At 62.3% G+C, this 19,820-nt stretch carries 18 protein-coding genes; 16 read left to right on the forward strand and 2 right to left on the reverse strand.

The annotated features are described in order from the left end of the window. The first annotated feature begins 222 nt into the window (after nt 1-222). On the forward strand, nt 223-1,023 hold the full coding sequence (gene hpaI / locus RB548_RS18535) for a 4-hydroxy-2-oxoheptanedioate aldolase (protein ID WP_331372678.1): 801 nt from the start codon (nt 223-225) through the stop codon (nt 1,021-1,023). A 32-nt stretch (nt 1,024-1,055) separates the two neighbouring features. On the opposite strand, the gene RB548_RS18540 is transcribed toward hpaI, so the two are convergent. Next, nucleotides 1,056-1,934: a GntR family transcriptional regulator gene (locus RB548_RS18540; RefSeq protein WP_331372679.1), complete on the reverse strand. Its 879-nt coding sequence runs from the start codon at nt 1,932-1,934 to the stop codon at nt 1,056-1,058. Between the two features lie 354 nt (nt 1,935-2,288). Between RB548_RS18540 and RB548_RS18545 the strand changes: the two genes are divergently transcribed. The 15 genes from RB548_RS18545 (at nt 2,289) to RB548_RS18615 (ending at nt 19,271) form a co-directional block, all read left to right on the forward strand. Next, nucleotides 2,289-3,794, forward strand: coding sequence for a UxaA family hydrolase (locus RB548_RS18545; protein WP_331372680.1), 1,506 nt, complete (start codon nt 2,289-2,291; stop codon nt 3,792-3,794). A 41-nt stretch (nt 3,795-3,835) separates the two neighbouring features. After that, nucleotides 3,836-4,855: an aldo/keto reductase gene (locus RB548_RS18550; protein ID WP_331372681.1), complete on the forward strand. Its 1,020-nt coding sequence runs from the start codon at nt 3,836-3,838 to the stop codon at nt 4,853-4,855. Between the two features lie 277 nt (nt 4,856-5,132). Further along, nucleotides 5,133-6,122 carry an ABC transporter substrate-binding protein gene (locus RB548_RS18555; RefSeq protein WP_331372682.1) on the forward strand — a complete coding sequence of 330 codons (990 nt, stop codon included), beginning with the start codon at nt 5,133-5,135 and terminating at the stop codon, nt 6,120-6,122. 263 nt (nt 6,123-6,385) lie between these two features. Continuing rightward, complete coding sequence (locus tag RB548_RS18560; RefSeq protein ID WP_331372683.1) at nt 6,386-7,933, forward strand: sugar ABC transporter ATP-binding protein; 1,548 nt, start codon at nt 6,386-6,388, stop codon at nt 7,931-7,933. A 41-nt stretch (nt 7,934-7,974) separates the two neighbouring features. Continuing rightward, entirely contained in the window at nt 7,975-8,952 is a 978-nt protein-coding gene (locus tag RB548_RS18565) for an ABC transporter permease (protein WP_331372684.1), read from the forward strand. Between the two features lie 14 nt (nt 8,953-8,966). Beyond that, nucleotides 8,967-9,989 carry a zinc-binding alcohol dehydrogenase family protein gene (locus RB548_RS18570; RefSeq protein ID WP_331372685.1) on the forward strand — a complete coding sequence of 341 codons (1,023 nt, stop codon included), beginning with the start codon at nt 8,967-8,969 and terminating at the stop codon, nt 9,987-9,989. After that, complete coding sequence (locus RB548_RS18575) at nt 9,986-10,819, forward strand: amidohydrolase family protein (protein WP_331372686.1); 834 nt, start codon at nt 9,986-9,988, stop codon at nt 10,817-10,819. The genes RB548_RS18570 and RB548_RS18575 overlap by 4 nt, the downstream gene beginning before the upstream one ends. Before the next feature lie 242 nt (nt 10,820-11,061). Beyond that, a complete protein-coding gene (gene phaZ / locus RB548_RS18580) occupies nt 11,062-12,336 on the forward strand; it encodes a polyhydroxyalkanoate depolymerase (protein WP_331372687.1) in 1,275 nt (424 codons plus the stop codon). Between the two features lie 165 nt (nt 12,337-12,501). After that, nucleotides 12,502-12,924: a DUF2852 domain-containing protein gene (locus RB548_RS18585; protein ID WP_331372688.1), complete on the forward strand. Its 423-nt coding sequence runs from the start codon at nt 12,502-12,504 to the stop codon at nt 12,922-12,924. A gap of 89 nt (nt 12,925-13,013) precedes the next feature. Continuing rightward, nucleotides 13,014-13,769, forward strand: coding sequence for a M48 family metallopeptidase (locus RB548_RS18590; RefSeq protein WP_331372689.1), 756 nt, complete (start codon nt 13,014-13,016; stop codon nt 13,767-13,769). Between the two features lie 349 nt (nt 13,770-14,118). Beyond that, on the forward strand, nt 14,119-14,805 hold the full coding sequence (locus RB548_RS18595; RefSeq protein WP_331372690.1) for a phosphoribosylanthranilate isomerase: 687 nt from the start codon (nt 14,119-14,121) through the stop codon (nt 14,803-14,805). Continuing rightward, entirely contained in the window at nt 14,789-16,009 is a 1,221-nt protein-coding gene (gene trpB, locus RB548_RS18600; RefSeq protein ID WP_331372691.1) for a tryptophan synthase subunit beta, read from the forward strand. The genes RB548_RS18595 and trpB overlap by 17 nt, the downstream gene beginning before the upstream one ends. Nucleotides 16,010-16,014: 5 nt before the next feature. Further along, nucleotides 16,015-16,854, forward strand: a complete 840-nt coding sequence (trpA, locus tag RB548_RS18605; RefSeq protein ID WP_331372692.1) for a tryptophan synthase subunit alpha — start codon at nt 16,015-16,017, stop codon at nt 16,852-16,854. 50 nt (nt 16,855-16,904) lie between these two features. Beyond that, nucleotides 16,905-17,819: an acetyl-CoA carboxylase, carboxyltransferase subunit beta gene (accD, locus tag RB548_RS18610; RefSeq protein WP_331372693.1), complete on the forward strand. Its 915-nt coding sequence runs from the start codon at nt 16,905-16,907 to the stop codon at nt 17,817-17,819. A gap of 108 nt (nt 17,820-17,927) precedes the next feature. Beyond that, nucleotides 17,928-19,271 (forward strand): bifunctional folylpolyglutamate synthase/dihydrofolate synthase, encoded by a 1,344-nt coding sequence (locus RB548_RS18615; protein ID WP_331372694.1) that lies wholly within the window; start codon nt 17,928-17,930, stop codon nt 19,269-19,271. A 109-nt stretch (nt 19,272-19,380) separates the two neighbouring features. Here RB548_RS18615 and trxA read toward each other — a convergent pair whose 3' ends face one another. Further along, complete coding sequence (trxA, locus tag RB548_RS18620) at nt 19,381-19,704, reverse strand: thioredoxin (RefSeq protein WP_136505223.1); 324 nt, start codon at nt 19,702-19,704, stop codon at nt 19,381-19,383. Between the last annotated feature and the right edge of the window lie 116 nt (nt 19,705-19,820).

Below are 19,820 nucleotides of genomic sequence, written 5' to 3' on the forward strand. Positions count from 1 at the left end.
GGCCGGTTTTCTTTTGCGGGCAAGACGTTAGTGTTGTGCTCGATTCCGAATGATTACAGGACTACGGAGAAACTGCCGCTTGCCCCTCATCCGCCTGTTGGCACCTTCTCCACGCTTTGCGGGGAGAAGGGATATGCCGCGCCGCCCAAGTCCCCTCTCCCCGAGAGGGTTAGGGTGAGGGGCTCCAGTCCAATTTTCAATTGCGCGAGAGGAGAGCGATCGATGCCAGCGCCCAAAAATCCCTTTAAAGCAGCGATCCGCGAAAACCGCTTTCAGCTCGGCCTGTGGGTGGCGCTGGCGAGCCCCTATGCCGCTGAAGTCGTGGCCGACAGCGGTTACGATTGGCTGCTGATTGACGGAGAACACGCGCCGAACGATCTGCCGCTTCTTTCGGCGCAGTTCCGCGCGATTTCCGGGCGCGGTAGCCATCCGATCGTTCGTCTCCCCGTCGGCGATACGGCGCTTATCAAGCAGGCGCTCGACACCGGCGTTCAGACGCTGCTCATCCCGATGGTCGATAGCGTCGAGCAGGCGCAGCAACTGGTCCGCGCGGTTCGTTATCCGCCGCACGGCATTCGCGGCGTCGGCGCCGCGCTTGGCCGCGCCACGAATTTCGGGCGGATCGGCGACTATCTCAAGACGGCGAACGAGGAGATCTGCCTCATCCTGCAGATCGAGAGTCGCAAGGGATTGGACGCGATCGACGAGATCGCTGCGCTCGATGGCGTCGATGGTCTCTTTATCGGCCCGGCCGACCTTGCCGCGGACATGGGCCACCTCGGCAACCCGGGCCATCCGGACGTCCGTGCCGCCATCGTCGATGCCTTTGCGCGCATCAAGAGCGCCGGCAAGGCGCGCGGCATCATGACCCTCGATCTCGCCCAGGCGCGTGATTATCGCGATCTCGGCGCCGATTTCATGGCCATCGGCACCGATGTCACGCTGCTCGTCAGTGCGACGCAGCGCTTGCGGCAGGAATTTACAGGCGAGCAACAAACGTCGAGGCCACCATCCGGCTACTGAGCAGCCGCCGAGTTCTGTAAGCCTTTAGTCGGCTACGGAATGGATTGCAGCAACGTCTCCCGCGCCGATTTCAAATGCCGCCGGCAAGCCTGGTCCACTTGCTTGGGGTCGCGCGACTGGAGCGCAGCGATATAGGCGAGATGCTCTTCGAGCGCGCGCGCATTGCGTTCACGTGAGTTGGCCTTGTTCCACTGATAGTGATAGTGGAAGACGATCGCGATGATGTCGTAGAAATCGATGATGAAGCGGTTGCTGGACGATTTGTGCACCAGCAGGTGGAAGCGCTCGTCGAGCTCGGAGAATTCCTTGTAGCGGTTGTCGATGTCCGCCAGGATCTCGCGGTGCACGGCCTCGATCTTTTTCAGCTCCTCCCAGGCCGGGTGGTCCTCCGGCAGGGCGACGAAGCTCGCCGCGGACCTTAGCTCGAACATTTCCCGCACTTCCGTCAGTTCGAGAGCGAACTCGCGGGTAAAACCCTTGAGCACCCAGTGGCTGTTCGGTCGCTTCTCGATCAGGCCGAAGCGGCTGAAGCGGATCAGGAACTCGCGCACGCTCGTCGTGCCGGTGCCGATCTCGCGTGCCAGTTCGAGTTCGTTGATCTGCATGCCGGGCTCGGCGCCGCCGGCGAGAATCCGGCGCATGAAACTGCGCTCGATGATTTCCGCAAGCGAATTGGTCTCTTCCGTCGGAAAATAGTCCGCTGGTTCGGGACGGCGCAGCACGATCTTCCGGCGCTTGTCCCAGATGATCAGCTTGAGTTCCTCGCAGCGGGCGAGAATGGCACGGACGGTGGTGCGGCTCACCCCGAGCACCTGTCCGAGTTCGGGCTCGGACGGCAGCGTGGAGGTCTCCGCCAAGAGCTTCAGGCAGCGATTGAAGGCGTCCTTGAAAACGGTGTTCTGCTTCGCCATGGAAGGTCCGGCTGGTTCCCTGTTGCTGCGGGCATCGGCCCGAAACGTGTTGCTGCTCTATCGCGCGGCGCGTCTGGCCCGACGCGGAAAGGTCGCTGTGGCACTTTGAATTGCTGTATTGTCCTTCATCCGAAACCGTCCGAAGCAATCATGCTGTAGCGCGGTAGGGCGTATTTGTCTTGGCCGTCGCGGAGACATTTCGACATCTGATGACTCCAGTCTCCGCACACCCGCTTCGGCCGACCACGTCAGTTTTCAATCATAATACCTGTTGACGTATTTCTGTCTATTGTGGATAAAAGACAAATTGACTGTGCGAGCAATGCACATGAACGAAATCCAGGAGTGCCGCTTTTGTCCGCCCCGTCTTCAATCCTTCTTTCGCCGGAGGACAATGTCGCCGTAGCCACCTTTCCGATCGAGGCGGGACAGCCGCTTCCGGGCGGCGCCAGGGCCAAGGCGCGGATCGAGCCCGGCCACAAGGTTGCGGTACGGGCGATCGGAAGCGGCGAGCCGGTGATCAAGTACGCCCAGGCGATCGGCCGCGCGACCAGCGACATCGGCGCCGGCGACCACGTGCATTCGCACAATCTCGCCTTTGACCAGGACCGTCTCGCGATCGGCGCCGCAGTGCCGCCCGAATCCGCAAGTGCAGCCGACAAGGCTCGGACCTTCCTTGGTTACCGAAGGGCGGACGGACGGGCCGCCACGCGCAACTATATCGGCATCATCGCCAGCGTGAACTGTTCCACCACGGTCTGTCGCGCCATCGCCGACGAGGCCAACCGGCGCATCCTGCCGCGATATGAAGGCATCGATGGCTTCGTGCCGATCGTGCACGATCAGGGCTGCGGCATGTCGTCCACCGGCGACGGCATGAAGAACCTGCACCGCACACTTGCCGGCTATGCCCGCCACGTCAATTTCGGCGGCGTGCTGATGGTCGGGCTTGGTTGCGAAGTCAACCAGCTGACGCTCTACGGCCAGAGCGGCTCCGGCGCGGAGAAGCGTCATTTCAACATCCAGGAGGCGGGCGGATCCCGCCGTTCTGTCGAGCGCGCGCTCGGCGTACTCGATGAAATCGCCCAGGAAGTCGCAACGGCGCGGCGTGTGCCGATCCCGGTCAGCGAGATCATTGTCGGCCTGCAATGCGGCGGCTCCGACGGTCTTTCGGGCGTCACGGCGAACCCCGCACTCGGCGCAGCGGTCGATATTCTCGCCGGTGCCGGCGGCACCGCGATCCTCTCGGAAACCTCGGAAATATACGGCGCCGAACATCTCTTGCGCAGCCGCGCGGTCAATGAAGACGTGGGGGTGAAGCTCGACAGCCTGATCGCCTGGTGGGAAAACTACGTTGCGTTACACGGCGCATCGCTCGACAACAATCCTTCGCCGGGCAACAAGCGCGGCGGCCTCACCACGATCCTGGAAAAATCGCTCGGTGCAGTCGCGAAGGGCGGGCGGTCGCCGTTGACGGCTGTCTACAACTACGCCGAGCGCGTAACTGAGCACGGGCTCGTGTTCATGGATACGCCTGGCTACGATCCGGTTTCGGCAACCGGTCAGGTCGCCGGCGGTGCCAACGTCATTGCCTTTACCACTGGACGCGGCAGCTGTTTCGGCTGTCGCCCCGCGCCATCGATCAAGCTCACCAGCAACACGCCGCTTTATCGCGCCATGGAGGAAGACATGGACATCGATTGCGGTGTGATCGCTTCGGGAGAGGCGACCATCGCCGGGCTTGGCCGTGAAATCTTCGAACTGATCATCGATACCGCTTCCGGCCGCAAGACCAAGAGCGAACTGTTCGGCTACGGCGACAATGAATTCGTTCCCTGGCATCTGGGGGCGACACTCTGACGATGTGAGAAATGCGCATCCTTGGAGGGAGGAGACAGGGAATGCAGACAAGAAAAATCGGCCGAACGGATCTCTCCGTGACCGAATACAGCTTCGGCGCGGCCGGGCTCGGCGGCCTCTATCGCGAATGCACGCGCGAAGCCGCAATGGCGACGCTGGACGCCGCCTGGGCCGCCGGCATCCGCTATTTCGACGTAGCGCCCTATTACGGGCTGGGCTTGGCCGAGCGGCGCGTCGGCGATTTCCTGCGGGACAAGCCGCGCGACAGCTTCGTGCTCTCCACAAAAGTCGGCCGCCTGCTTCATCCGGTGCCGGAGGGCGCGGTTCCCGACTATTCCTATGTCAAACCGCTGAATTTCGACGTCACCTTCGACTACAGTTATGACGCGATCATGCGGTCCGTCGAATTCAGCTATGCGCGCCTCGGTCTCAATCGCATCGACATCCTTTATGTCCATGACATCGGCGTCTACACCCACGGCGCCGCAAAGAATGCCGTGCTCTTGCGGCAACTGATGGATTCCGGCCTGAAGGCCTTGGAAGAGCTGAAATCGAGCGGCGTCATCTCTGCCTATGGGCTAGGCGTCAACGAAGTGCCCGTCTGCCTTGAGGTCATGCGGCGGGCCGATATCGACTGCATCCTCCTGGCCGGGCGCTACACGCTGCTCGACCGCTCGGCGGTCGCCGAACTGCTTCCCCTATGCGAAAAAAGAGGGACGTCGCTCGTCGTCGGCGGCGTTTTCAATTCCGGCATCCTCGCCACCGGTCCGGTGGACGGCGCGCATTTCGACTACAGCCCGGCGAGCGAAGATGTGCGGGCGCGGGTTGCGGCGATGGAAAAAATCGCACGCGAACGCGGCATGCCGCTTGCGGCACCCGCGCTCCAGTTTCCGCTTGCCAACCGCCAAGTCGCCTCGGTTCTGCTCGGTACCGCGAAGCCCTCAAGCCTCGAACGCAATATGGAACTCACCCGACGAAGGATCGCTACGGCAGACTTCGCTGCCTTCGAGCCTTACACGCTCGTCGCGCCCGAACTCGGGCTCGAGGCGGTACGGGCCTGACACGTAACGCCGCGCTCGCTTGATGCCGGCGCGGCGGCCAAAAAAGAAACCGGGGACACCGGCACTTCGCTGGCCCGTCCGGATACCGAAATGCCTATGAAAACATGTTGTTGCGTCTGGGAGGAACGCAATGAAATCGAACCGGCAGAACGGCTTGCCATTTGAAATTCACTGCGCTAGCGTGCCAATCTGTTTTTTATAGATAAAAGATCGATCCGTGTGCACCTTGCGGATCGCATTCGATAACGGAACAGGTGTAGTTGAGAGGAGAAACCCGATGAGCATCACAAAGCACATTCTATCCCGCCGTGCCTTTACCGCACTTGCCGGTGCCGCCTTTCTTGCAACAATGGCGCCGGTCGCGTCATTCGCTCAGGACGTCACGATCCCGATCATCGTGAAGGATACAACTTCCTTCTATTGGCAGATCGTTCTTGCGGGTGCGCGCGCCGCCGGCAAGGACCTCGGCGTGAGTGTGCCGGAACTTGGCGCCCAGTCCGAATCGGACATCAACGGCCAGATCAGCATCCTTGAAAACGCCGTCGCCGGCTCTCCGGCTGCCGTCGTCATCTCGCCGACCGAGTTCAAGGCGCTCGGCAAGCCGATCGACGAGGCAGCAAAGTCGGTTCCGATCATCGGCATCGATTCGGCCGCTGATTCGAAAGCTTTCACCTCGTTCCTGACGACCGACAACGTCCAGGGCGGTCGTATCGCCGCTGACGGGCTCGCCGCCGCAGTCAAGGAGGTGACCGGCAAGGAGGAAGGCGAAATCGCGATCATCACCAGCCTGCCCGGTGTCGGCTCGCTCGACCAGCGCCGCGACGGCTTCCTCGATCAGGTCAAGGCCAAGTATCCGGGCTTCAAGGTTGTCGCCGACAAATATGCCGATGGCCAGGCTACGACCGGCCTCAACATGATGACCGACCTGATCACCGCCAACCCGAACCTCGTCGGCGTCTTCGCCTCCAACCTGATCATGGCGCAGGGCGTCGGCCAGGCGATCGCCGAAAACAAACTCGGCGACAAGATCAAGGTGATCGGCTTCGACAGCGACGAAAAGACCGTCGGCTTCCTCAAGGAAGGCGTGCTGGCGGGTCTCGTCGTGCAGGACCCCTATCGCATGGGCTATGATGGCGTGAAGACGGCACTGGCGGTTTCGAAGGGCGAGAAGGTCGAAGCCAACGTCGATACCGGCGCGAACCTCGTGACCAAGGCCAATATGGCCGATCCGAAAATCGATGCGCTTTTGAACCCGAAGGTAAACTAGACCCGGAGGCATGACGCTGCCGCATGTATCCTTAGATCCTAGCCGATTGAGGATAAAAACATGCCGCAGCTCAAGGTGCTGCAGCGCCGTTTGCGCGTCTGATCGGACGCGCGGCGCTGCAGGCGACGGCAGGTACGAGGGGGCGCCGTCGCCATCCGGGTTGGCGCATAACCCCGGGAAGCGATTTTCGGGGTTATGTGCGGATAGGCGTTGCAGCGGCGCGTCGGCTTTGACGCGAAGGCGCTGTCGAGGAGGAGGCATTCATGATTGGACTTCAAGAGGTCGGCCATCGACACGAGCTGAGAACGCCCGCCGGCCACCCCGTTCCGAAAGGTGAGCCGATCCTCGAATTGCACAGTCTGCGGAAGAACTACGGTGCGGTCGAAGCGCTGAAGCCGGCGACCATGACATTCCTTTCGGGCGAGGTGCACGCAATCGTCGGTGAAAACGGCGCCGGCAAGTCGACGCTGATCAAACTGCTGACGGGGGTGATAACCCGAACCTCGGGCGAGATCCTCTGGTGCGGCGAGCCGGTCCAGCTCGCGAACCCCAACGAGGCGATTTCGCGCGGCATCAACGCCGTTCATCAGGAAGTCGTGCTCTGCCCGCACTTGAGCGTCGCGGCCAACATGTTCCTCGGGGACGAGATGAACAGACGCGGCCTGATGCGTAAGCGCGCCATGACCGATGCGGCCCAAGGCGTGCTCGACGATCTCGGTTTCAAGCTGCCCGCAGGCGCGGTGCTCGGCAGTCTGACGATCGGCCAGCAGCAGCTTGTCGCTACGGCGCGGGCGGCGATGCGCGGTACCCAGTTCCTGATCTTCGACGAGCCGACTGCCTATCTCACGCGCCAGGAATCCGAGCAACTGTTCCGCCTCATACGCCGGCTGCAGAGCGAAGGTGTCACGATCGTCTATATCAGCCACCGCCTGGAGGAGGTATTCGAGCTCGCCGACCGGGTCTCGGTTCTCCGCGACGGCACCCATGTCGGTACGCGGGCGATCGGCGAGACCAACGAGGCCGAGCTGATCGCGCTGATGATCAATCGCACGATCGAACAGATTTATCACAAGGAACATTTTCCCGCGGGCGAGACGCTCCTCGAAACGCGCGGGCTCTCCGGCCCGGGCTTTGCCGACGTGTCGCTGACGGTCAGGGCCGGCGAAATCGTCGGCCTCTATGGCCTGATCGGTGCCGGCCGCAGCGAATTTGCACTCGGCCTTTATGGCCGCCATCGGCTGAGCGCCGGCGAGGTCTTCTGGCAGGGCAGGAAGGTCGAGATCGACAGCGAGCGAAAGGCGATGGAACTCGGGATCGCGCTTGCGCCGGAGAGCCGCCGCGATCAGGGGCTCTGCCTCAACCTGCCGATCGGCCTCAACATCAACTTGCCGGTTTTCCGCAAGCTGACGCGCGGACTGACGATCAACCGTGCCGAGGAGGCGGCGAACGCCGACCGCCAGATCCGTGATCTGAAGATCAAGACGCCGTCGCGCCGGGTGCTGGCATCGGCCATGTCCGGCGGCAACCAGCAGAAGATCGTTATCGGAAAGTGGCTGAGCCACGGGGCGAAGCTGTTCATCTTCGACGAACCGACCGTCGGCGTCGATGTCGGCACCAAGGCGGAAATCTATCGGCTCTTCGCGCGGCTGCTTGAGAAGGGGGCGGGCATTATCCTGATCTCGTCCTACCTGCCGGAGGTCTACGAACTGTCGGACCGGCTGCATGTCTTCCGGCAGGGGCGGCTTGTCGGGAGCCACGGCTACCACACGGCAAGCCATGAAGAGGTGCTGGCGCAGGCGATCGGCGCGTGATGGCAAGAAACAAGGCATAGCGGACTGCAGGGAGGAATGACATGAGTGTGGAAACGGTTGAAAGCAGCACAGGGCCGACGCCGAGGAAAGGGATCAGCATCCTGTTCGGCCTGACGCTGGTCGGACTGCTGCTCTTCCTCTGGCTGCTCCTTGGTTTTGCGACCAACAGCTTCTGGACGCCGAACAACATCAGCAACCTCCTGCGCCAGGGCGCCATGACGGCGATTCTCGCCGTCGGCCAGACCTTCGTGATCATCACCGCCGGCATCGATCTCTCGGTCGGGGCCGTGGTCGGCTTCACGAGCGTCATCGTCGCATGGCTGCTCGCCGCCGGCGTTCCCCTGTGGCTGGCCCTCGTCGCCACCCTGGCGATCGGCGTCCTGATCGGCGCGTTCCACGCCTTCGGCATCGTCCGCATGGGCCTGCCGCCCTTCATCATCACGCTGGCAACGCTGACCTCGCTGCGCGGCATCGGCCTGCTGATCACCAACGGCTCGACGATATCGATCACCAACGAGGCCTTCACCACTTTCTCCCGGGCCGATTTTCTCGGCGTACCGAGCCTGTTCTGGATGGTGATCGTCGTCGCCGTGCCGGCCTATGTCTTCCTGCACCTCAGCCGCTTCGGCCGCTATCTCTTTGCTGTCGGCTCGAACAGCGAGGCGGCGCGCCTTTCCGGCGTCAACGTCAACCGCACGATCTATCTCGCCTATATTCTGTCATCGACCTGCGCCGCCTTTGTCGGCCTGCTGCTTGCCTCGCGCATCGGCATCGGCAACGCCACCCAGGCAGAGGGCTGGGAACTGCAGGCGATCGCCTCGTCGGTGATCGGCGGCACGAGCCTTTTCGGCGCCGTCGGTTCGGTCCACGGTCCGCTGCTCGGCGCCTTCATTCTGGCGACGATCAACAACGGCGCCAATCTCTTGAACGTCAATTCCTTCTGGCAGCGCATCATCACCGGGCTGCTCATCATCGTCATCGTCTACTTCGACCAGCTCCGGCGGCGGGGCGAGCGATGACCGGGAGTGATGGTATGAAGGCCGTCCTCTGCCCGGAGCCGGGCCGCCTCGAGATCGTCGAACGCAGCCGGCCTGAGGCGCCTGCCGCCGGCTGGGTGCGCCTCGCCGTCAGCCATGTCGGGATCTGCGGTACCGATTATCATATTTTCGAAGGCAAGCATCCCTTCCTGCAATATCCCCGCGTGATGGGGCACGAAATCTCGGCGAACGTGATCGAAGCGGGGCCTGAAACGTCGCTCGCACCGGGGACGCTGGTGGTCGTCAATCCCTATCTCTCCTGCGGAGACTGTGTGGCCTGCAGAAGCGGAAAGCCGAATTGCTGCACGGCAATCCGTGTCCTCGGCGTGCACACCGATGGTGCCTTCTGCGAGGAGATCATTATGTCGGCAGGAAATCTCTACCCGGCTCAGGATCTGTCACCCGAAGCCGCCGCTGCGGTCGAGTTCCTGGCGATCGGAGCCCATGCCGTGCGCCGGTCGAAGGCAGCGCCCGGCGCCCGTTCGCTGGTCATCGGCGCCGGCCCTATCGGCCTCGGGACGGCGATCTTCTCGCGCATTGCCGGGCACGACGTGACCCTTCTCGACACGAGTGCGGAACGACTGGCCTTTGCCATCGACAAGCTCGGCTTCTCGCGCCGCATCGTTGCCGATGGCGACACGGAACGTGCGGTCGCGCAGGCCACGGATGGCGATGGCTTTGATGTCGTCTTCGATGCCACCGGCAATGGAACGTCGATGGAGCGGTCGTTCGCGTACGTCGCCCATGGTGGAACGCTGGTCTTCGTGAGTGTGGTCAAGGAAGATATCCGCTTCTCCGATCCGGAATTCCACAAGCGCGAGATGACGCTCATCGCCAGCCGCAACGCGACACGGGCGGATTTCGATCATGTCGTCGCGTCGATCCGTGACGGCCTGGTCCCGGTCGACGTGCTGATCACCCATCGCACGACGCTCGCTCAGGCGGTGAACGATCTGCCGCGCTGGGCGCACGAAAAGGCCGGTCTCGTCAAGGCCGTGATCAAAGTGGGTGCCGCATGACCTTGATCGATGCTCACCAGCATTATTGGGCGCTCGGCCTTGGCCATAACAACTGGCCAGGGCCGGATCTGGCGCCGATCTATCGCGATTTCGGGCCGGACGATCTCAAGCCTAGCCTCGCGGCGGCAGGAATTACGCGAACCGTTCTTGTCCAGGCCGCACCGAACGTGAGGGAAACCGAGTTCCTGCTTGCCATCGCTGAGCGGGAGGAGACGGTGGCCGCCGTGGTCGGTTGGGTCAATATCCTGGCCGCCGATGCCGTTTCAGAGATCACTCGCCTCAAGGCCCACCGGAAATTCAAGGGCATCCGACCGATGCTGCAAGGCATTGTCGAGACCGCCTGGATCCTGCAGCCGCGGGCGATCGTCACACTGCAGGCATTGCCGCAGTTGGACCTGCGGTTCGACGCCCTGATTCAGCCGCGGCATTTGCCGGTCGTTGCTGCCCTTGCCGATGAGGTGCCCGAGCTTGCGATCGTCGTCGACCATGGCGCCAAACCCTTTATCGCCGCCGAAAAGATGGAGCCGTGGCAGTCGGACATGGCGGCGCTCGCCCGTCGCCCCAACGTCCACGTCAAACTCTCGGGGCTGGTGACCGAGGCTGGCGGCGGCTGGTCGGTCGAGAGGCTCAAACCCTACGCCGCGCATCTCCTCGATGTCTTTGGAGCGGATCGCGTGATGTTCGGCAGCGACTGGCCGGTGGTGCTGCTCGACGCCGACTATGGCGCGTGGTTCGTTGCAGCGCAGGAGTTGACGGCGCACCTCAGATCCTCAGAGCGGGAGGATGTCTTTTCGCGCACGGCGGCCCGCTTTTACGGAATTTCCGGCTAAGGAATTGTCTTGCCGGCTTTTCCCGGGGAGAACAGCCTCGCGCAAGGGAACCGGCGCAGCGTTCAGAATCCAGTAACATTTTACTGAAAGATCTTGTACCGGGGCGGAAAGGGCATATTTGTTGCACCGCACAAGAAACGTGGTAGTCTGCCAGCGATTGCGGACACCAAGACAAACAATCGCAAGCTTGCGTCCGACTGGGAGCGGCGTTGTCATTGATTGAAACAAGGGGTACGCGTCCCATGTTCTACCAGCTCTACGAATTGAACCACGCCATGATGGCGCCGTGGCGAACGGCCGCGGATGCCCTGCGCCTCGCCTTCAACAATCCCATGAATCCGGTTTCGCACACCTATTTCGGTCGTGCCACGGCTGCGGGATTGGAGGTATTCGAGCGCGCCACACGGCGTTACGGCAAGCCGGAATTCGGCCTTCCCGAAACGATCGTCGACGGGCAACCGGTGCCGGTGCACGAGAAGATCGTCTGGCGTGCGCCGTTCTGCAATCTCATCCACTTCGAGCGCACTCTTCCGAAGGGGAGAGCGTCGGATCATAAGGTGTTGATGGTCGCGCCGATGTCCGGCCATTACGCTACGCTGCTGCGCGGCACCGTCGAAGCGCTGCTGCCGCATGCCGATATTTACATCACCGATTGGATCGACGCCCGGATGGTGCCGCTGGCCGAGGGCACGTTCGATCTCGACGACTATATCGACTATGTCATCCAGATGCTGCACTTCCTCGGGCCCGATACCCATGTGATCGGCGTCTGTCAGCCGGCTGTGCCGGTTCTGGCCGCGGCCTCGCTGATGGAAGCGGCGGAAGATCCGCTCGCACCTGCATCGATGACGCTGATGGGCGGACCGATCGACACCCGCATCAATCCGACGGCCGTCAATCAGCTGGCGAAAGAGCGGCCGATCGAATGGTTCCGCGACAATGTCATCATGCCCGTGCCGTGGCCGCAGCCGGGCTTCATGCGCATGGTCTATCCGGGCTTCCTGCAGCTCTCGGGCTTCATGTCGATGAACCTTGATCGGCACTTGATCGCCCACAAGGAATTCTTCGCGCACCTCGTCAAGAACGATGGTGACGCCGCCGACAAGCATCGCGACTTCTATGACGAATATCTGGCGGTCATGGATCTGACGGCGGAATTCTACCTCCAGACCGTCCAGGTCGTGTTCATGCAACATGCCTTGCCGAAGGGCGAGATGATGCACCGCGGGCGGCGCGTCGACCCATCGGCAATCCGCAAGGTTGCGCTCCTGACCGTCGAGGGCGAAAACGACGACATTTCCGGCGTCGGTCAGACGAAGGCCGCGCAGACGATCTGCACCAACATCCCGGAAAATATGCGTCAGCACTACATGCAACCGGATGTCGGCCATTACGGCGTCTTCAACGGATCGCGCTTCCGCCGCGAAATCGCGCCGCGCATCGTCGCCTTCCAGCGCGAACATTCGCGTCGCGCGGCGCCGGTCAAGCAGCTCATCAAGGGCGGAAAGTCGGCCTGACGGGAGACGTTCCGCTTTCGCCGAAGGCGGTCGTTTTTGACTGTGCAGAGTCAAGATCTTGTCCGATTCCGACACCGGAAGTCTTGCAGACACGGCGGGCCTTTCCCACATCGTTTTCATCGGGTCGCGATTGTCGCGGCCCGCTGATTGCGAGGAATCGTGAAGATGAACCAATCTGCATTGATCCGTCCGGACTGGACGCCCGCGACCATTGCATTGATGGTGCTCGGCTTCGTTGTGTTCTGGCCGCTTGGCCTGGCAATGCTCGCTTATATCCTCTTCGGCGAAAAGCTGAGGGCGTTCAAGAAGGACGCCAACGGCAGCGTGGATCGCATGTGCGCCGGCTTCCGGCGTAACCACCGTCAGCACTGGGCGCATCATCGCACCGGCAACGTCGCTTTTGACGACTGGCGCGAAGCGGAGCTTGCCCGCCTCGACGAAGAGCGTCGCAAACTGGACGAAATGCGCGAGGAATTCGACGCCTATGTGCGTGAACTTCGCCGCGCCAAGGACCAGGAGGAGTTCGACCGCTTCATGCGCGAACGCAGGAACGGCGGCCCTTCGCCGTCTTCCGGCGAGACGAACTGACCCGAAAGCCGCTATCCGGCGTTTCATGTGAAACGCCGGATATCCAAGCCCGTGCTGCGAATGATCCGCGAATCGGATAGAAAGGCGCCATGTTTTCCTCTCTCAAGCGGCGCCGCCACAATGGAACCCCTGCCGACATCACGCGCGACATCGAGGTCGCCGGCAAGCTCCTGCCGCTGACCATCCGCCAGAATGCCCGTGCCACGCGCATGACGCTTCGTATCGAACCGGGCGGTCGGGCACTGAAGCTGACCGTCCCCGAAGGCCTACCGGAGCGCGAAGTTCAATCCTTCCTGAACCGTCATCAGGGCTGGCTCTTGACCAAGCTCGCGCGGTTTTCCGGTGAAAGCGAAATCGAGGAAGGGGGCTCCATCCTGATCCGCGGTGTTGCTCACCGCATCGAAAGAACGGGCCGGATCCGCGGCCTGACCGAGGCCGTGATGCTCGGGGAAGAGAGTATCTTGCGGGTGAGCGGCGGAGAGGAGCATTTGCGCCGGCGCATCGCCGATTTTCTGAAGAAGGAAGCGCGCAATGATCTTGAGCGTCTCGTCGCCGTCTACACCGGCAGGATTGGGTGCCGGGCGCGATCCCTGAGTTTGAAGGATACCCGCAGCCGGTGGGGCTCCTGCTCCGTCGACGGCGATTTGAGCTTTTCCTGGCGCATCGCCATGGCGCCGCCAAAGGTCATCGCCTATCTCGCGGCGCACGAGGTTGCGCATCTTGAGGAGATGAACCACGGACCGGACTTCTGGGCGCTTTGCGAAAAGCTGTGTCCCGACACCCGCGATGCCAAGCACTGGCTGAAGCGCAACGGCACCATGCTGCACGCGATCGATTTCGGTTAGAGCGGTCCTGGTGCCGCGTTACAATTTTCCGCCCGCTGGTTCAAGGCGTCAGGCGCGATCCCGGGCCCCGAGCGCCGCCCTTGATCTTAGGGCAGAACGAGAGCCGATCAGCAGACGCATGGTTCCCTTCTCCGTTGTGGTACAATGCATGTGAGAAGCTGGCCGTCCCGCAACGTTGCGCCGGCCGCGTTTGCGGCGCCGCGCGTCTTATCAGGCGCAAAGGACGCTGCAGTACTTTGAATGCCGCATGTTTTTATCCCTTAGATCGGCTACGGTTTGAGGAAACATGCAGCAGGCGACGCAACGTTTTGGCTCGACTCGGGCGACATTTCATGCAAGGTCGCTTCCCATGAAAACCGACGTGAAGATTTGCGGGCTGAAGACTGCGGAGGCTGTGGAGCGTGCCGTGGCGCTTGGCGCATCGCACACCGGCTTTATCTTCTTTCCGAAAAGCCCGCGCAATATCGAACCGGACGACGCCGGCCGTCTGGCGGCGCGTATCCGCGGGCGGGCGAAGATCGTTGCAGTCACGGTCGATGCCGGCAATGACGACCTCGATGAGATCGTTTCCGCCCTCAACCCGGATATCCTGCAGCTTCACGGTTCGGAGAGCCCGGAGCGCGTGCTGACGGTGAAGGCGGTCTACGGTCTGCCTGTCATGAAAGCCTTGTCGATCCGCGAAGCGTCCGACCTCGACCGGATCGGACCTTATGTCGGCATTGCCGATCGTTTCCTCTTCGACGCCAAGCCGCCGGCGGGTTCGGACTTGCCGGGCGGCAACGGCGTTTCGTTCGACTGGCGGCTGCTCGACGCGCTTGACGCCGGCGTCGATTACATGCTTTCCGGTGGATTGAATGCGAACAACATCGGCGAAGCCCTTGCGCTGACTGGCGCGCGGGCCATCGACACATCCTCCGGCGTCGAGAGCGCGCCGGGCGTCAAGGATTTGGAGCTCATGGAAGCATTTTTCGATGCCGTTCGTCGGGCGGACGACGAGCGCCACGAGCAGGGAGCGAGACGTGAACGAGGCGCCTAAACTGAACTCCTTCAGAGCCGGACCCGACGAGGAAGGCCGCTTCGGTATCTTTGGCGGCCGTTTCGTTGCCGAGACGCTGATGCCGCTGATCCTCGACCTTCAGGACGAGTGGAACAAGGCAAAGTCTGATCCGGCCTTCAAGGCCGACCTGGAAAAGCTTGGAGCGCATTACATCGGTCGCCCGAGCCCGCTCTATTTCGCCGAGCGCCTGACGGCCGAACTCGGCGGCGCAAAGATCTATTTCAAGCGCGAGGAGCTGAACCATACGGGCTCGCACAAGATCAACAACTGCATCGGCCAGATCCTGCTCGCCAAGCGCATGGGCAAGACGCGCATCATTGCCGAAACCGGAGCGGGCCAGCATGGCGTCGCCTCCGCGACCGTTGCGGCCCGCTTCGGCCTGCCCTGCGTCGTCTACATGGGCGCGACCGATGTCGAACGGCAGGCGCCGAACGTCTTCCGCATGAAGCTCCTCGGTGCCGAAGTGAGGCCGGTGACTGCCGGCCACGGTACCCTCAAGGATGCGATGAACGAGGCGCTGCGCGACTGGGTGACGAATGTTGACAGCACCTATTACCTGATCGGCACCGCCGCCGGACCGCATCCGTATCCGGAAATGGTCCGCGACTTCCAGTCGGTCATCGGCCAGGAAGCCAAGGAGCAGATTCTCGCGGCGGAGGGCCGGCTTCCCGATCTCGTTATCGCGGCGGTCGGTGGCGGCTCCAATGCGATCGGCATCTTCCATCCGTTCCTCGATGACGAAGGCGTCAAGATCGTCGGTGTAGAGGCCGGCGGCAAGGGCCTTGAGGGCGACGAGCATTGCGCCTCGATCACGGCCGGTTCGCCGGGCGTCTTGCACGGCAACCGCACCTATCTGCTTCAGGACGGCGACGGCCAGATCAAGGAAGGGCATTCCATCTCCGCCGGTCTCGACTATCCGGGCATCGGGCCGGAGCACGCCTGGCTGAACGATGTCGGCCGCGTCGAATATGTCCCGATCATGGACCATGAGGCGCTCGAAGCCTTCCAGACGCTGACGCGGCTCGAAGGCATCATTCCGGCGCTCGAACCGTCGCACGCGTTGGCCGAGGTCATCAAGCGGGCGCCGAAGATGAGCAAGGACGAGATCATCCTGATGAATCTCTCCGGTCGCGGCGACAAGGACATTTTCACGGTCGGCAAAATTCTGGGTATGGGGCAATAACGATCATGACCGCACGTATGGAGAAGAGGTTCGCCGACGTAGCGGCGGCGGGTCGCCCGGTCCTCGTCACCTATTTCATGGGGGGAGACCCGGATTTCGATACGTCGTTGGCGATCATGAAGACGCTGCCCACGGCAGGCGCCGACGTGATCGAGCTTGGCATGCCTTTTTCCGACCCGATGGCGGATGGGCCGGCGATCCAGCTCGCGGGGCAACGCTCGCTGAAGGGCGGCCAGACGCTTGCGAAGACGCTCGAGCTTGCGCGCCGCTTCCGCGGAGAGGACCAGCACACGCCCATCGTGCTGATGGGTTACTACAATCCTATCTACGTCTATGGCGTCGATCGTTTCCTGACGGATGCGCTGGAAGCGGGGATCGATGGCCTGATCGTCGTCGACCTGCCTCCGGAGATGGACGACGAGCTCTGCATCCCGGCGCTTAAGAGGGATATCAACTTCATCCGCCTGGCGACGCCGACGACCGATGACCGCCGCTTGCCAAAGGTGCTCGAAAACACGTCGGGTTTCGTATATTACGTCTCGATGACCGGCATCACCGGTTCGGCTCTGCCGGATCCGTCGCTGATTGCGGGCGCCGTTCAGCGGATCAAGTCGCACACTGAGCTGCCCGTCTGCGTCGGTTTCGGCGTCAAGACCGCCGAACACGCACGGGCGATCGGCGCATCGGCCGATGGTGTCGTCGTCGGCACCGCGATCGTCAATCAGATCGCCTCCAGCCTCACGGAAGAGGGACGTGCGACCGATGCGACGGTGCCGGGTGTCGAAGCGCTGGTCAAGGGCCTCTCGGCTGGTGTGCGGGCGGCAAGGCTCGCTGCAGCCGAATAATCGCCCAGATTAACGCGCACAACCCGAAGGAATTCTTCAGGAGTTTATAAGTGAACTGGATCACAAACTACGTTCGGCCGAAGATCAATTCGATGCTGGGCCGCAGGGAAGTTCCGGAAAATCTCTGGATCAAGTGCCCTGAAACCGGCGAGATGGTGTTTCATCGCGATCTCGAAGAGAACAAGTGGGTCATTCCGCAGTCCGGCTACCATATGAAGATGCCGGCGAAGGCTCGGTTGAAGGATCTTTTCGATGGTGGGATTTACGAGACGCTGCCACAGCCGAAGGTGGCGCAGGACCCGCTCAAGTTCCGCGATTCGAAGAAGTACACCGATCGCCTGCGCGACAGCCGTGCGAAGACCGAGCTTGAGGACACGATCGTCGCCGGTCTTGGCCTCGTTCAGGGGGTCAAGCTCGTTGCCGTCGTTCACGAGTTCAACTTCATCGGCGGCTCGCTCGGTATGGCTGCCGGCGAAGCGATCGTTAAGGCTTTCGAGAGGGCTATTGCGGAAAAATGCCCGCTGGTGATCTTTCCCGCCTCCGGGGGCGCCCGCATGCAGGAAGGCATCCTTTCACTGATGCAGCTTCCGCGCACCACCGTGGCGGTGAATATGCTCAAGGAAGCCGGGCTTCCCTATATCGTCGTATTGACCAATCCGACGACCGGTGGCGTGACCGCTTCCTATGCGATGCTCGGCGACATCCACATCGCAGAACCCGGCGCGGAAATCGGCTTCGCCGGAAAACGGGTGATCGAACAGACCTTGCGCGAAAAGTTGCCGGAAGGCTTCCAGACGTCCGAATACCTGCTGGAGCACGGCATGGTCGACATGGTGGTCAAGCGGCATGACCTCCCGGCGACCCTGGCACGTGTGCTGAAGATCCTGACGAAGAAACCGGTCGAAGCTGCCAAGCGCGAGGGTGGATCGCAAGTGTCGGCCTTGCCGGTCGCGGCGCGGGCTTAGACCTCACGCCCCCTCGGTTTCGGTAGACTCGGTGCGGCATCCAGGCGTGATCTGCTTCATACTCTTTCGGTGGTGAGTCCCGGCGGACGATTTTTCGAGGCGATTGACATGACGGCGACGCAGGTCAGCGAAGCGGCGCAGGAGATCGAGAAGCTTCTCGCCCTGCACCCCAAGGGGTTCGATCTGTCGCTCGACAGGATCACGCGGCTTTTGGCGGCACTCGGCAACCCGCAGGACCGGTTGCCGCCCGTCATCCATGTCGCGGGCACCAACGGAAAAGGATCCGTCACTGCCTTTTCCCGGGCGATCCTCGAGGCTGCGGGTCTCAGCGTCCACGTCCACACGTCGCCGCATCTCGTGAACTGGCACGAGCGCTATCGGCTGGGCGTCAAGGGCGGCAAGGGTTCGCTTGTCGGCGATCGCGAGCTTGCCGATGCGGTGCGGCGCGTGGCGGAAGCCAATGCCGGACAACAGATCACGGTCTTCGAAATCCTGACCGCGGTCACCTTCCTGGTCTTTGCCGAGCATCCTGCTGACGTCGCGATCATCGAAGTCGGCCTTGGCGGCCGGTTTGACGCGACGAACGTGATCGCCCGGCCGGCGGTTTCCGTCATCATGCCGATTTCGCTCGATCACCAGTCCTATCTCGGTGATCGGGTGGAACTGATCGCCGCCGAAAAGGCCGGGATCATGAAGCGAGGCTGCCCGGTGGTGATCGGCCATCAGGAGGAAGACGGTGTGCGCGATGTGCTCGTCGCCACGGCCGAGCGCCTCGGTTGCCCGATGTCCGTCTACGGTCAGGATTTCATGGCGCATGAGGAGTTTGGCCGGCTCGTCTTCCAGGATGAGCGCGGATTGGCGGACCTGCCGCTGCCGCGCCTGCCCGGTCGGCACCAATACGCCAACGCCGCCGCGGCGATTCGCGCCGTCAGGGCGGCCGGTTTCGATGTTCCGGAGGCAGCGATCGAGAAGGGGCTCGCTGGCGTCGAATGGCCCGGGCGTCTGCAGCGCCTCGCCGGCGGCAAGCTTTCGCATCACGGTCCGCCGGGTGCCGAGATCTGGGTCGACGGCGGACACAATCCGGGCGCCGGCCAGGTCATCGCCGAGGCGATGGCGAGTTTCGAGGAGCGAGAGCCGCGGCCCCTGTTCCTGATCATCGGCATGATCAACACCAAGGATCCGGTCGGCTATTTCAGAGCCTTTCTCGACCTTGCGGAGCAGGTCTTCACTGTGCCGATCCATGGGTCCGATTCCGGACTGGACCCGGTGGCCCTGGCCGAGGATGCCGGCTTTGTCGGTTTCGAGACCACCGCGACCTCGTCCGTTGCGGAAGCGCTCGGGATCATTGCCGAGCTTGTCGACGAGGATCCGGTTCCACCGCGCATCCTGATCGGCGGATCGCTTTATCTCGTCGGCGACGTGCTCGCCGAAAACGGCACGCCGCCGCGATAGAGCAATTGCAGGAAAAGTGTGTAACGGTTTTTCGTCCGGAATTGCGCACGGCAAGAAAAAAGCCCGGCGTGCCGGGCTTTTCGAGTTCTATGTCTTGGGACTTGGCCGCTCAGGCTACGGCAGTCGAAATCCAGGAGGTCAACGCGGTCTTCGGAGCGGCGCCGACCTTGATGTCCGCCACTTCGCCGGCCTTGAACATGGCGAGCGTCGGGATCGAGCGTACGCCGTATTGAGCGGCAAGCTCGGGGTTTTCGTCGATGTTGAGCTTGGCAACCTTGACCTTGCCAGCGAGCTCGGTGGCGATTTCCTCAAGGCTCGGCGCGATCATCTTGCACGGACCGCACCATTCCGCCCAGAAATCGACGACGACCGGCTCGGCCGAGTTCAGGACTTCCTGCTGAAAATTGGAGGTATCGACTTTCACAGTGGCCATCTGCTGCTCCTTGCTTTCGGAAATGGCGACCGCACGACCTTGGTCGTGCGGTACTTCAAAATGTTACCGCGCCTTTCGGTTCGAACCGGGGCGGCGCGGCGTGTCCAGATGTTGTG

It is taken from the genome of Sinorhizobium chiapasense (genome assembly GCF_036488675.1).
GTDB classification, from domain to species: Bacteria; Pseudomonadota; Alphaproteobacteria; order Rhizobiales; family Rhizobiaceae; genus Sinorhizobium; species Sinorhizobium chiapasense.